Below are 13,424 nucleotides of genomic sequence, written 5' to 3' on the forward strand. Positions count from 1 at the left end.
ACCCTTAACCCCGCGGCGCTTCGGCCCGCAACGTCAACACCGCCCATTCGCCGATCCGCATTTCGCACGTCCTGCGCGTTGCTGTGCCCGGCTTTGAGCGGTTTTAGGAAATTCAATGTCTGAATCTTTTGCCGCCCTGTTCGAAGAGTCCCTCAAACGCGCAGAAATGCGCTCGGGCGAAGTCATCACCGCTGAGGTTGTTCGTATCGAACACAGTCATGTGGTGGTCAACGCTGGTCTGAAGTCGGAAGCCTATGTGCCACTGGCTGAATTCAAGAACGATCTGGGTGAACTCGAAGTGCAGGTGGGCGATTTTGTTTCCGTGGCCATCGACTCGGTCGAAAACGGCTTCGGCGACACCCTGCTTTCTCGCGACAAGGCCAAGCGCCTCGCTTCGTGGATGTCTCTGGAAAAAGCGCTGGAATCCGGCGACTTCGTGACCGGCACCACCAGCAACAAGGTCAAGGGCGGCCTGAAGGTCATGGTCAACGGCATCAGCGCCTTCCTGCCGGGCTCGCTGGTCGACAGCCGTCCGACCAAGGATCTGACTCCTTACGAAAACAAGACCCTGGAATTCAAGGTCATCAAGCTCGACCGCAAGCGCAACAACGTGGTGCTGAGCCGCCGCGCCGTGGTGGAAGCCTCCATGGGCGAAGAGCGCGCCAAACTGATGGACACCCTCAAGGAAGGCGCCATCGTCAACGGCGTGGTCAAGAACATCACCGAATACGGTGCGTTCGTTGACCTGGGCGGTATCGACGGCCTGCTGCACATCACCGACATGGCTTGGCGCCGTGTGCGCCACCCGAGCGAAGTCGTTCAGGCCGGCCAGGAGATCACCGCGAAAATCCTCAAGTTCGACACCGAGAAGCAGCGCGTTTCGCTGGGTCTCAAGCAGATGGGTGATGACCCGTGGATGGGCGTTTCGCGCCGCTATCCACAGAGTACCCGCATGTTCGGCAAAATCACCAACATCGCCGACTACGGCGCGTTCGTGGAACTCGAACCCGGCATCGAAGGCCTGGTGCATGTCTCCGAAATGGACTGGACCAACAAGAACGTGGCACCGAACAAGCTGGTGTCGCTGGGCGACGAGGTCGAAGTCATGGTGCTCGACATCGACGAAGACAAGCGCCGCATCTCCCTGGGCATGAAGCAGTGCCGCGCCAACCCGTGGCACGAGTTTGCCGAAGCCACCAAGCGTGGCGACCGTGTCAAGGGCCCGATCAAGTCGATCACCGACTTCGGCGTGTTCGTCGGTCTGGCTGCCGGCATCGACGGTCTGGTGCATCTGTCCGACCTGTCCTGGAACGAAACCGGCGAAGCCGCCGTGCGCAACTTCAAGAAGGGCCAGGAAGTGGAAGCCATCGTGCTGGCCATCGACGTGGAGCGCGAGCGCATTTCCCTGGGCATCAAGCAACTCGACGGCGACCCGTTCACCACCTTCGTGTCGGTGAATGACAAGGGCTCCATCGTGACCGGCAAGGTCAAGACCGTGGACGCCAAGGGCGCCGAGATCGACCTGGGCGAAGACGTGCTGGGTTACCTGCGCGCCAGCGAGATCAGCCGCGACCGCGTGGAAGATGCACGCAACGTGCTCAAGGAAGGTGACGAAGTGAGCGCTGTGGTGACGAATGTGGATCGCAAGACCCGCAACATCCAGTTGTCCATCAAGGCCAAGGACGCCGCTGACCAGCAGGAAGCCATGAGCAGCCTGAGCCAGCAGTCGTCCCGCGAAAACGCCGGCACCACGAGCCTTGGCGCCTTGCTGCGCGCCAAGCTGGACAACAACAACTGATAGCCGAGGCTCGGCGTTCGACTTGATGCATCGGGTGGGTTTTCCCCGCCCGATGCATGCATGCCGAACGCCTCAAGTCCAGCGCTCAATCACCACACAATGACCCGATCAGACCTTGTTGAAGCTTTGGCCAACCGCTTTGGCCAATTGACCCATCGCGATGCCGAGTTTGCCGTGAAGGCGATCCTGGACGCCATGGGTGATGCTTTGGTCAAAGGGCACCGAATCGAGATCCGTGGTTTTGGCAGCTTCTCCGTCAACCGGCGATCTCCCCGTATCGGACGCAATCCGCGTTCGGGCGAAAGCGTCATGATCCCGGAGAAGCGGGTGCCGCATTTCAAGCCAGGCAAAGCTCTGCGCGAACATGTGGATGCCAGAACGGCGGAAATTCTGGGGCGTGAGCCACAGAAGGCCGCGTAGTGCGCTGATAGCCGATCCGGCCTTGTGCCCGGATCGCTACAATCGTCTCACCACAAAGGGGACGATTTGAGATACCTGATGTGGCTGCTCAACGCAGCCATTTTTTTTGCACTTTTCGCCTTCGCCCTGAACAACCAGGACGATGTCACACTGCGACTCTTCTTTGGCGCCAGCTGGCAGGCACCGCTGGTGCTCATCTTGCTTTTGGCATTGATCGCTGGCGTGTTCCTCGGCGTTGCCGTGATGCTGCCCCTCTGGCTGCGCGCACGCAAAGCCAGACAGGCGCTGCCACCTGCCGCACTGCCAACCGACATGGACGCAAGCCAGTTGAGCCAGTTCCCAGAGCCCCACGATCCGCGGCATGGACTTTGATTTCACATGGTTGTTGTGGGGCCTGCCCCTTGCCTTCGCCCTGGGCTGGATCGCATCCCGGCTGGATTTGCGTCAATGGCGCATAGAGGGCCGACAGGCACCCAAGGCCTACTTTCGAGGCCTGAACCACCTGCTCAACGAGCAGCAGGATCAAGCCATCGACGCGTTCATTGAAGCGGTTCAAGGCGATCCGGACACCGCCGAACTGCACTTCGCACTGGGTAATCTTTTTCGCCGCCGGGGCGATTACGACAGGGCAGTACGCGTTCACGAGCACCTGCTTTCGAGGGCTGATATCGGTCGCAAAGAGCGCGACAGGGCACAACACGCCCTTGCACTGGATTTCTTGAAAGCCGGTCTGCTGGACCGCGCAGAGTCTGCCTTGCATCGCCTGGCAGGCTCTGCCTTTGAAGCCGAAGCCTTGCTCGCGCTGTTATCCATCTACGAACGCTCGCGAGACTGGCCGCAAGCCAAGTTGATTGCCGAAAAGCTCGAAACCGCTGAACAGGGCAGTTTCGCCAACCGCCTGGCGCACTACCTGTGTGAAGAAGCCGAACAGGCGCTGCGCGCCGGCGACACAGAGGCGGCGCTGAACATGTTGAACGATGCCGTGGCCCGGGCACCGCAACTGGCGCGTGGATGGCTTGCGCTTTCTTCCTTGAAATCACAATCCGGCCAATTGGATGCTGCATTCAATGCCTTGCGCGAGATGCAGAAACGGGCACCCGCTGCCACACCCCTCGCCGCCCACGCACTGGCCGATCTGGCCCGACAGACCGGGCGACAGGATGAGGCGAGGCAGTTGCTCATGGCGAGCGACCAGCGCGCGCCATCGATTGACGTGACCGAAGCTCTGGCCAGCCTCTGCGAAGACTCGGAACGCGCGAGGACACAGTACCTGACCCATCTGGCTCGGGAGTCTTCCCTCGTTTTGGCGGCCCAGTGGCTGGCCGGTGAACAACTCTCCAACCCTGCCGCCCAGGCACCTGTGCAGGCAGCACTAGCCCAAGCCAGCATGCCGCTCAAACGCTACCGGTGCGCAGCTTGCGGATTTGAAGCACAGCAACATTTCTGGCACTGCCCCGGATGCCAGACCTGGGACAGCTACCCGGCCCGTCGGGTCGAAGAGCTGTAGAGGATTGGTCCACCCCAGAAGGATTGGCCCACCCCCGCGCCGCGCTTCGCGCGTCACCCCCTCGAGGGGGCGATACCAGTCGTCCGGCAAAGCCGGCCCGACGGTATCTCTGGAATGTGGCACTTCGCTCCGGAAGGATTGGCCCACCCCTGCGCCGCGCTGTCAGCGCGTCACCCCCTCAAAAGGGCGATACCAGTCGTCCGGCAAAGCCGGCCCGACGGTATCTCTGGGATGGGTCATTCCGCCCCGGAAGAGATAGCCCAGCTATGGTGTGCCATACCCGCCGCCGCCTGGCGTGTGAATTTCGAAGATGTCACCGGGTTTCATTTCGGCTTGACCGATATGGGCGAGTTCTTCCATGCGACCGTCGCTGCGCACCACGCGGTTGATCCCTACCTGGCCGGGCTGCCCGCCCGCCATTCCGAAGGCACCGTGCACCCGGCCGTTGGAGAGGATGCTGGCCGTCATGTCTTCGAGGAATCTGACGCGGCGAACGCCGCCATTCCCGCCTTGCCATCGCCCTTTCCCACCTGATCCGTCGCGTATTTCGTAGCTTTCCAGCCGCACAGGGAAGCGGAATTCCAGCACTTCCGGATCGGTCAGCCTTGAGTTCGTCATGTGGGTCTGGACCACGCTGGTGCCGTCGAAACCGTCACCAGCACCGCTGCCACCCGAGATGGTTTCGTAATACTGGTGGGTGGCGTTGCCGAAGGTGAAGTTGTTCATGGTGCACTGGCTGGCCGCCATGACACCCAGGGCGCCATACAGCGCATTGGTGATGCAGCTCGACGTCTCGACATTGCCGGCCACCACCGAGGCTGGCGGGTTCGGGTTGAGCATGGAGCCTGCGGGAATGATCACCTTGAGCGGCTTGAGGCAGCCTGCGTTGAGCGGGATGTCGTCGTCCACCAGCGTGCGGAACACGTAGAGCACGGCGGCCATGCAGACCGCCGTGGGCGCGTTGAAGTTGTTGAGTTGCTGGGCAGAGGTGCCAGTGAAGTCGATCTCGGCATTGCGGGCTTTGGTGTTCACACGGATGGCCACGCGGATCTGCGCGCCGTTGTCCAGCGGCAGGGTGAACTCGCCGTCATTCAAGCGCGTGATGACGCGGCGCACCGACTCCTCGGCGTTGTCCTGCACATGACCCATGTAGGCCTGCACCACGTCCAGGCCAAACTGGTCCACCATCTTGCGCAGTTCCTGCACGCCTTTTTCGTTGGCGGCGATCTGCGCCTTGAGATCGGCCATGTTCTGCTGCGGATTGCGTGAAGGGTATTCGCCGCTTTGCAGCAGCGCGATCATTTCGGCTTCGCGCAACGCACCTCGGTCCACCAGCTTGACGTTGTTGATCTGAACGCCCTCTTCCTCAATACGGGTGGAAAACGGCGGCATGGAGCCTGGCGTGGTGCCACCGATATCTGCATGGTGTCCGCGACTGCCCACATAGAACAGCGGCTTGTCCTGCCCCCCTGCCCCCAGGTACACCGGTGTGATGACGGTCACATCGGGCAGGTGGGTGCCCCCATGGTAAGGGTCGTTGAGGGCGTACACATCGCCCGGCTGCATCTTGCCCGCGTTCTCGCGGATCACGGTCTTGATGCTTTCGCCCATGGAGCCCAGATGCACCGGCATGTGGGGTGCGTTGGCGATCAGGTTGCCTTCGGCGTCAAACAGCGCACAGCTGAAGTCGAGCCGTTCCTTGATGTTGACGGAATAGGCGGTGTTCTGCAGCTGCAGCCCCATCTGTTCGGCAATGTTCATGAACAGGTTGTTGAACACCTCGAGCAGCACCGGGTCGGCCGTGGTACCAACGGCAAACGACGCATTGCGCGGGATGCGGCGGTCCAGCACCAGGTGATCGAGGGCGGTGAGCACCGCCTCCCAGCCCGGCTCCACCACCGTGGTGGCGTTCTTCTCCGCAATGATGGCCGGTCCGGGGATCACGTCGCCGGGCCGCAGGTCTTCGCGCACCACCAGCGCGGCGTCGAACCATTGGGCGCCCGAATACATGCGAACGGTCTCCCGACGGGGGACTTCGCGTGCCTCGAAGGTGTCAAAGCGAGGCTCGTCCGGCGCATCGCCTGCGATCACCGCTTCAACCGACACAGCCTCAATCACCAGGCGCTTGCCTTGCATGAGAAACGCGAACCGCTGCCGGTAGGCCGCCTCGAATCCGGCCTGTATGGTGGCGAGATCGCCAAACGGTACCACCAGAGCCGCGTCGCTGCCTTCGTAGCGCACGTGCACCCGGTGGTGGAGGGTCACCGGCCCTGCGCTGACTTGCTGGCTTTCCAGCTCCCGCTGGGCGGTGGCGGCGAGCTTGTCGAGTTGATCGGCGACCACCGGCAGCGCAGCTGCATCCAGGGGCAGTTCCACCGCCTGCTCACGGATCACATTCTGGTCGGCGAGGCCCATCCCATAGGCGCTCAACACACCGGCCAGCGGGTGGACGAACACCCGCGTCATGCCCAGGGCGTCGGCCACCAGGCAGGCATGCTGCCCACCTGCTCCACCGAAACACTGCAGGGTGTAGCGGGTCACGTCGTAGCCCCGTGCCACCGAAATCTTCTTGATCGCGTTGGCCATCTGCTGCACCGCGATGTTGATGAAGCCTTCGGCCACCTCTTCAGGCTTGCGCCCGGTCCGTGTCGCCAATTCCTCGAACTTCTCTCGCACGGCGTCGAGGCTGAGCGGCTCGTTGGCACCGGGCCCGAACACTTTGGGAAAGTGGTGCGGCTGGATCTTGCCGGTCATCACATTGGCGTCGGTGACCGCAAGCGGACCGCCACGACGGTAGCTCGCAGGTCCAGGGTTGGCACCCGCGCTTTGCGGCCCGACGCGAAAACGCGCACCGTCAAACGCGAGCACGGAGCCCCCGCCTGCAGCCACGGTGTGAATGCTCATCATGGGTGCGCGCATGCGCACTCCGGCGACCTGGGTCTCGAATTCGCGTTCGAACGCACCCGCGTAATGCGAGACGTCGGTGGAGGTGCCGCCCATGTCGAAGCCGATAACCTTCTCGTGCCCCGCCAGTCCGGCTGTGCGTGCCATGCCCACGATGCCACCGGCCGGACCGGACAGAATGGCGTCTTTGCCCTGGAAGGCCCTGGCGTCCGTCAACCCCCCAGAGGACTGCATGAAGAACAGCTTCACGCCCGGCATTTCACCGGCCACCTGGTCCACGTAGCGGCGCAGGATGGGCGAGAGATAGGCGTCGACCACTGTGGTGTCGCCCCGGCTCACGAACTTCATCATCGGGCTGGTTTCGTGCGAGGTGCTCACCTGCGAGAAGCCCACCTCGCGCGCAATGCGGCTGGCCATGCTTTCGTGCTCGGTGAAACGGTAGCCGTGCATGAATACGATGGCCACGCTGCGCAGGCCTCGGCCATACGCCGCGAGCAAGTCGTCACGCAATGCGGCTTCATCCAGGGGTTGTACCAATTCGCCCACGGCACCCATGCGCTCCTGGGCTTCAATCACCTCGGTGTAAAGCAATTCAGGCAGCACGATGTTGCGATCAAACAGGCGTGGGCGGTTCTGGTAGGCGATGCGCAGTGCATCGCGGAAACCGCGTGTGGTGACCAGCAAGGTGGGTTCCCCTTTGCGCTCGAGCAGCGCATTGGTGGCCACGGTGGTACCCATCTTCACGCATTCGACCAGGTCGGGTGTGACAGGCTCACCTGCTTTCAGCCCAAGCAGGTGGCGGATGCCGGCCACGGCCGCATCGCGGTACTGTTCGGGGTTTTCGGAAAGCAGTTTGTGGGTGATCAAGGTGAAGCTGCCATCGGGCAAAGGCTTCTTTGCCACGATGTCGGTGAATGTGCCGCCCCGGTCGATCCAGAACTGCCAGCGATTGTCTGTGGGAGAGGGTGTGTCTTGCATGATGACGGGACTTTAGCGTTGAAAATGGCAGGGCACGAAAATGACGTTCGCTTCGTTGCCCACGGACTGCACCCATTCACGGGAGAACCGTTCACCCATGCGCTTGAGCTCGGCTTCGAAGCTGGGCGATACACGGCCAACCTTCATACCCTGCTGAGTCAGCTCCCGGGTTGAGGCATCGGCGACCTGCTCACTCAGTGCCCAGCCACGTTCCTCAGCCTCGACGGCGGCCGTCAGCAGGGCCTGGCGCACCCCAGGGGACAGTGACTGAACCGCCTTGAGGTTGGCAAAAACGATGTTTTTGGGAAACCAGGCATTGATGGTGTAGTAGTGGCCGATCTGGCCCCACACCTTGTTTTCCACGCCGGTGACAGCGGAGGTGATCATGCTGTCCATCTTGCCACTGGCGAGTGCCTGATTCACCTCTACCATGGGCACATCCACCGGTGTGGCGCCCAGCATCTGCGCAATACGCTGGGTGGACTGGTTGTAGGTGCGCATGCGAGTGCCACGAAAGTCCGCTGGCGACTGCACAGGCGCGCTGGCAAACAGACCCTGCGGCGGCCAGGGCACGGCGTACAGCGGCACAAGCCCGCGCGCAGCAAAGTGCTTTTCGATCAATGGACGTTGCAGGTTCCACAAACGGCGGGCATCGGCATAGCTGCTGACGACAAAGGGGATCGCATCGGCCCCGGTGATGGGCATCTCACCCACCAGACTGGTCATGATGGTTTCACCAGCCTCCGACTTGCCGTCTTCCACAGCCTGACGAATGTCGCCCAGTTTGAACAGTGTGTTGTTCGGTTGCACGGTGATTTTCAGTGCGCCTGCGGTGGTCCGGTCCACATCGCGCGCAAACTGCGCGACGTTCTCTGTATGGAAGGACTCCGCACGGTAACCCGTGGCCAGCTTCCACTGGGTCTGGGCGTGCGCCACCGATGCTGCAGCCAGCGCAGCCAGAACAATCCATTTCATGGGTGTCTCCTGAGTCGCGGAGGGTCAGGCCCGATTCGGCAGCCAGAGCACCAGGTCGGGCACGAAATAGCTGGTGATGACCGCGAACACCATCAACAGGAACAACGGCAGTGCGGTGCGAGCGATCCAGGTCACTTCCCGGCGCGTCAGTCCCTGCAGCACGAACAGATTGAAGCCCACCGGCGGCGTGATCTGAGCCATCTCAACCACCAGCACGATGAAGATGCCGAACCAGATGAGGTCGAACCCAGCAGCCTCCACCGTGGGCAGCAGCACAGCAATCGTGAGCACCACCATGGAGATGCCATCCAGGAAACACCCGAGCACGATGAAGAACACGATCAGCATCAGCATCAGCACAAAGGGTGAGAGATTCAGCGCGCCGATGAACTCCGCCACGTGCCGCGGCAGCCCGATGAAGCCCATGGCCAGCGTGAGGAAGGCCGCGCCTGCCAGGATGAGTCCGATCATGCAGTACACCTTGCAGGCCGCCACCAGTCCTTCCTTGAAACGGCTCCAGTTCAGCGAACCCTCGATCGCCGATAGTGCCAGTGCACCTGCCACGCCCACCGCTGCGGCTTCGGTGGCGGTCGCTACGCCACTGTAGATGCCACCCAGCACCAGCCCGATGAGCACCACCACCGGAATCAGGTGGCGCGCGGCCAGAACCTTCTGCAGGAAGCTCATGCGAAAGCCGGCAGCCGGTATCCTGGTGGGATTGAGCAGAGACCAAACCATGATGTAGCCCATGAACAGCGCCGCCAGCAGCAGCCCGGGAACGACCCCCGCGAGGAACAGCTTGGCAATCGAGACGTTGGCCGCCACGCCATAGACGATCAGGATGATGGAAGGCGGAATCAGCAGGCCCAGCGTGCTGGAGCCGGCCAGCGTGCCCACCGACATCTCCTCCGGGTAACCGCGCTTCTCCAGCTCGGGCAGCGTGATTTTGCCCACTGTTGCACAGGTGGCGGCCGACGAGCCGGAGATGGCAGCAAAGATGGTGCAGCCCACCACGTTGGTGTGCAGCAGCCGCCCCGGCAGGCTCTCGAGCCAGGGGGCCAGGCCCTTGAACATGTCGTCTGTCAGCTTGCTGCGAAACAGGATTTCACCCATCCAAAGAAACAGCGGCAGAGCAGTGAGGGTCCAGCTGGAAGTGTGGCTCCAGATGGTGAGCATCATGCTGTCGCCCACCGGACGGGAGGTGAACAGTTCCATGCCGATGTAGGCCACCGCCATGAGCGATAGGCCGATCCAAAGACCCGAGCCGAGAATGGCAAACAGCAGCACCATCAGTGCCAAGGCGATCACGACGTCCATATTGTTCTTTCTGTTTCAGCGCTGCTGGCTGCTGTCATTCGGCGCGTGCGGCTTCGCCACCGGTCTTCGCCATGAGGTCGCCGCCGTGCCAACGCACAACAAGGGCGTGAGCAAATGCCACTGCAAAGCCGATACTGCCCAGCACCACGCCCATCTGGGGAATCCACAGTGGTGTGACATCGGCGGCCGGCGACACGTCGTGCGTGACCCAGGACAACCAGGCCAGCCGAATGGAAAACCAGGCCATGACACCCGCAACCACCAGCCCCATGACAAGGCAGAACCACTCCATGGGGGCTCTAACTGAAGGGGTCAACCGGTCCAGTACCAGGGTCACGCGGATGTGGTCGCCGCTGGCCAGCGTGGCGGGCAGCGCCAGGAACAGGCCGCAGACGATGGCGTAGCCGGCATAGGCGTCCAGGCCAGGGATGTCCCACCGGGCCTGCCTCGCCACCACCCCCAGCGCCACGGAGCCGAAGGCGGCCAACATGGACAGGCAGGACAGCGCCAGCAGCCCCTGATAAAACGCATAGACGAGTCTGGACACCGCACGCTCCTGGTTCGGTCTGCAATACAACAAGAGAGCAGCCAGCGAGGCGACCGGCTCACCGGTTCGCCCGCCGCACTGCAGGGACTCAACGGCCGCGGTATGCGTCGATCACGGCCTGCCCCTCAGGCCCGGCGGTCTTGAGCCATTCGGCGGTCATGGTCTCGCCAATCACTGCCAGTTCTTTCTTGATGGCTTCGGACGGCTGGGCGATGGTCATGCCTTTGGCGCCCAGCTCCTTGATGTATTCGCCATCAAGCCGTTCGCTGGTGACCCAGCCGCGCTGTTCGGCGTTCATCGCCGCCTTCAGAACAGCGTCCTGAGTGGTCTTGTCCAGCTCATCAAACGCCTTCTGGTTCACCACGGTGGCGTTGCGCGGCAGCCATGCGCTGACCGGGTAAAAGTGTTTGACCTGCTCGTGCAGCTTGCTTTCCACGCCACTGGCGCTGGAAGTAAGGAAGTTCTGCACACCACCAGTGGCCAGGGCCTGTGGCAGCTCGGCCAACTGGATGGTCACCGGCTGTGCCTTGAGCAGTTGTGCAATGCGTGTGGTGGCAGGGTTGTATGCCCGCATCTTGGTGCCGGCAAAGTCGGACGGGCTGTTCACGGGATTGATGGAGTACAGCGACTGACCAGGCCACGGTACGGTGAACAACACCTTCATGCCTTGCGAGGCGAGCAACTTGTCCTGCGCCGGCTTGGCCGCCTCATACAAGCGCTTGGAGCCTGCATAGCTGGTGGCAAGGAAGGGAATGGAGTCCACGCCGAACAACGGGTTCTCGTTGGCTGCGCCAGAGAGGATGAACTCGGCCGCAGGGACTTGCCCTGTTTGCACCGCGCGCTTGATCTCATTGGCCTTGTACAGCGAGCCACCGGCGTGAACCGTGATCTTGAGCTTCCCGTTCGTCAGCTTGTCGACCTCGTCAGCGAATTGCTGGACGTTCTGGGTCTGGAAACTGTTGGCAGAATAGCCCGTTGGCAAGTCCCATTTCGTCTGGGCTGATGCGGCACAGGCAAAGGCGACGGCGGAGAGGCAGAACAGGAATTTTTTCATGGGTGGCTCCTTGTTAAAAACTGGCTAGCTGGTGGTTGAGAAGATCGGTGATCAGCATCGCGCCTGGGGCGTGTGTGATGCAGAACGCGGGACGGGCCTGCTGGATCGCAGCCTGTGGCGTGACGCCACAAGCCCAGAACACCGGCAGTTCATCGGGCATCACGTCAACCGCATCGCCGTAGTCGGGGCGAGCGAGGTCGGCAATGCCGATGAGGGAGGGATCACCGATGTGCACCGGTGCACCATGAACATTGGGAAAGCGCGAGGTGACCTGCACAGCACGGATCACGGCACTGGCGCGCATGGGACGCATGGTCACCACGAGTGGTCCGGAGAATGGACCTGCTGCCTCGGTGGGAATATTCGTACGGAACATGGCCACGTTGCGACCCTGCTCCACATGTCGCAAGGGAAGACCTGCTTCCATCAAGGCCTGCTCGAAAGAAAAAGAGCAGCCGATCACAAAGCTCACCAGATCGTCGCGCCACAGCGACGCGATGTCGGTGGGTTCGTCCACCAATTCACCGTGGTGCCACACGCGGTACCGCGGCACATCGGTGGTGATGTCGATGTCTGCTCCCAAGGTAGGCAGGCTGCGCTGCCCCGGGTTGGACACCGCCAGAACAGGACAGGGCTTGGGGTTGCGCTGGCAATAAAGCAGAAAATCGTCGGCCTGCGCCTTGGGCAGGACCACCAGGTTGCCCTGCACGTGCTCATCGGCAAGGCCGCTGGTGTGCGAGGTCCACAATCCTGTCCGGATCCGGCTTCGGACCAGCGCTGCGTTCTGCACGCCTGCGGCACCGAACACCGAGATCGCCCGTTCACTTTCGTTCTTCACTGCATCTCCTGAAATCCGCACATGTCACCGTGATGACGTTGGGCGGATTGTGGAGTGCGTGGCGCCTCAGTTCAAACTCAAAATATTTCTATCACTTCATCGATTTTTTCGATGTTTCAGAACGGGGCACAGTGCGCGTTGATGGTGCATTCTTTGCCCGACCACCAGAACCCGCATGCAAAGTCTGGAATGCCAGCGCCGACTTCACGACCGTCTCGACTGCATCCGTATTGGGGTCGGTCCGGTAGCTGGCGTGAATGGGCAGGGGCTGCAATGTCGCGTCGCAACTCAGCTGGCGCAAATTCGGGTAGTTCTGCATGCGCTCCATCGCCTTGCGCGGTAGCGTGGCCACACCAAACCCCCCTTGCACCAGTTGCACCATGGCCGAGATGGACGAGATGGTGTGTATGCGCCTGGGCTCAACCCCTTCCTGCCGGAACACATCCAGCAGGGCCACATGAGGAAGCGAACCGCGCTGAAACGTCAGTATCTCGAATGAGCCCAATTCGGCCAGGCTGTAACGGCGTTTGCGATGCATCTGCTTGTGGCCCATGAAGACCATGTCCATCGGCGGCAGGCTTCGGCTGCGCACCCCGTCGGCGGCCGCTGGCAATGCCGCAAAGACAAGGTCTTGCGTGCCACGTTGCACCTGCTCGACCAAAATGGGCGTGGTCTCAACAGTCAGCTCCAGCGCCAGCTCAGGGTGATCGCCACGCAGCTTTTCAATCCATGGAATCAACCATGAATGCAGCACCGATTCGATGGCACCGATGCGCATGGATACTGCCAGTGACGCACCAGAACCCATTTCGGATTTTGCCTCCCGCTGGAGTTCGAGCAGGCGTTGCGCGTAGGTGAAGAATCGGGTGCCTGCCACGGTGAGGCGGAACTGCTTGTCCCGCCGGTCAAGCAGCAACACGCCCAGCTCATCTTCCAGCGCTGCGATGCGACTGGACATGGCCGACTGCGTCAGATAGAGCTTCTCCGCGGCGCGCGTCACGCTCTTGAGCGAGACCACCCAGTAGAAAGCCTCAACGAAACGCAGGTTCACGACATGATTCTTTCTTGGAATCGAATGGCGTGCAT

11 protein-coding genes are annotated in these 13,424 nt (G+C 61.8%); 4 read left to right on the plus strand and 7 right to left on the minus strand.

Going from position 1 to position 13,424, the window contains the following annotated elements; genetic code table 11:
* Positions 1-115: 115 nt before the first annotated feature.
* The 4 genes from rpsA (at position 116) to lapB (ending at position 3,725) form a co-directional block, all read left to right on the plus strand.
* On the plus strand, positions 116-1,798 hold the full coding sequence (rpsA, locus tag Q7V46_RS09670; protein ID WP_304913312.1) for a 30S ribosomal protein S1: 1,683 nt from the start codon (positions 116-118) through the stop codon (positions 1,796-1,798).
* Between the two features lie 99 nt (positions 1,799-1,897).
* Complete coding sequence (locus tag Q7V46_RS09675) at positions 1,898-2,218, plus strand: integration host factor subunit beta (protein ID WP_370690312.1); 321 nt, start codon at positions 1,898-1,900, stop codon at positions 2,216-2,218.
* A gap of 78 nt (positions 2,219-2,296) precedes the next feature.
* Positions 2,297-2,590 carry a lipopolysaccharide assembly protein LapA domain-containing protein gene (locus Q7V46_RS09680; protein ID WP_370690313.1) on the plus strand — a complete coding sequence of 98 codons (294 nt, stop codon included), beginning with the start codon at positions 2,297-2,299 and terminating at the stop codon, positions 2,588-2,590.
* Positions 2,580-3,725 carry a lipopolysaccharide assembly protein LapB gene (gene lapB / locus Q7V46_RS09685; RefSeq protein ID WP_304913315.1) on the plus strand — a complete coding sequence of 382 codons (1,146 nt, stop codon included), beginning with the start codon at positions 2,580-2,582 and terminating at the stop codon, positions 3,723-3,725. Before Q7V46_RS09680 ends, lapB begins: the two co-directional genes overlap by 11 nt.
* A 264-nt stretch (positions 3,726-3,989) precedes the next feature.
* Here the strand turns inward: lapB and Q7V46_RS09690 are convergent, their stop codons facing one another.
* The 7 genes from Q7V46_RS09690 to Q7V46_RS09720 all read right to left on the minus strand — a co-directional run bounded on the left by Q7V46_RS09690 (position 3,990) and on the right by Q7V46_RS09720 (position 13,389).
* Complete coding sequence (locus tag Q7V46_RS09690) at positions 3,990-7,607, minus strand: hydantoinase B/oxoprolinase family protein (RefSeq protein ID WP_304913316.1); 3,618 nt, start codon at positions 7,605-7,607, stop codon at positions 3,990-3,992.
* 12 nt (positions 7,608-7,619) lie between these two features.
* Entirely contained in the window at positions 7,620-8,582 is a 963-nt protein-coding gene (locus Q7V46_RS09695; RefSeq protein ID WP_304913317.1) for a TRAP transporter substrate-binding protein, read from the minus strand.
* Positions 8,583-8,606: 24 nt separating this feature from the next.
* Positions 8,607-9,899 carry a TRAP transporter large permease gene (locus Q7V46_RS09700; protein ID WP_304913318.1) on the minus strand — a complete coding sequence of 431 codons (1,293 nt, stop codon included), beginning with the start codon at positions 9,897-9,899 and terminating at the stop codon, positions 8,607-8,609.
* Between the two features lie 34 nt (positions 9,900-9,933).
* Entirely contained in the window at positions 9,934-10,446 is a 513-nt protein-coding gene (locus tag Q7V46_RS09705; protein ID WP_304913319.1) for a TRAP transporter small permease, read from the minus strand.
* Positions 10,447-10,534: 88 nt separating this feature from the next.
* A complete protein-coding gene (locus tag Q7V46_RS09710) occupies positions 10,535-11,500 on the minus strand; it encodes a TRAP transporter substrate-binding protein (protein ID WP_304913320.1) in 966 nt (321 codons plus the stop codon).
* A 13-nt stretch (positions 11,501-11,513) separates the two neighbouring features.
* Positions 11,514-12,290 carry a putative hydro-lyase gene (locus Q7V46_RS09715; protein ID WP_370690319.1) on the minus strand — a complete coding sequence of 259 codons (777 nt, stop codon included), beginning with the start codon at positions 12,288-12,290 and terminating at the stop codon, positions 11,514-11,516.
* Positions 12,291-12,429: 139 nt separating this feature from the next.
* Positions 12,430-13,389 carry a LysR family transcriptional regulator gene (locus Q7V46_RS09720; protein ID WP_304913321.1) on the minus strand — a complete coding sequence of 320 codons (960 nt, stop codon included), beginning with the start codon at positions 13,387-13,389 and terminating at the stop codon, positions 12,430-12,432.
* Positions 13,390-13,424 lie beyond the last annotated feature (35 nt).

The sequence above is a fragment of the Hydrogenophaga sp. genome (assembly GCF_030651625.1).
In the GTDB taxonomy this organism is placed as follows: domain Bacteria; phylum Pseudomonadota; class Gammaproteobacteria; order Burkholderiales; family Burkholderiaceae_C; genus Hydrogenophaga.

What these genes read in the sequence shown, in the direction of transcription:
- rpsA (WP_304913312.1), top strand. Translation starts at nt 116, where the DNA reads ATGTCTGAATCTTTTGCCGCCCTGTTCGAAGAGTCCCTCAAACGCGCA.
- Q7V46_RS09675 (WP_370690312.1), top strand. Translation starts at nt 1,898, where the DNA reads ATGACCCGATCAGACCTTGTTGAAGCTTTGGCCAACCGCTTTGGCCAA.
- Q7V46_RS09680 (WP_370690313.1), top strand. Translation starts at nt 2,297, where the DNA reads ATGTGGCTGCTCAACGCAGCCATTTTTTTTGCACTTTTCGCCTTCGCC.
- lapB (WP_304913315.1), top strand. Translation starts at nt 2,580, where the DNA reads ATGGACTTTGATTTCACATGGTTGTTGTGGGGCCTGCCCCTTGCCTTC.
- Q7V46_RS09690 (WP_304913316.1), bottom strand. Translation starts at nt 7,607, where the DNA reads ATGCAAGACACACCCTCTCCCACAGACAATCGCTGGCAGTTCTGGATC.
- Q7V46_RS09695 (WP_304913317.1), bottom strand. Translation starts at nt 8,582, where the DNA reads ATGAAATGGATTGTTCTGGCTGCGCTGGCTGCAGCATCGGTGGCGCAC.
- Q7V46_RS09700 (WP_304913318.1), bottom strand. Translation starts at nt 9,899, where the DNA reads ATGGACGTCGTGATCGCCTTGGCACTGATGGTGCTGCTGTTTGCCATT.
- Q7V46_RS09710 (WP_304913320.1), bottom strand. Translation starts at nt 11,500, where the DNA reads ATGAAAAAATTCCTGTTCTGCCTCTCCGCCGTCGCCTTTGCCTGTGCC.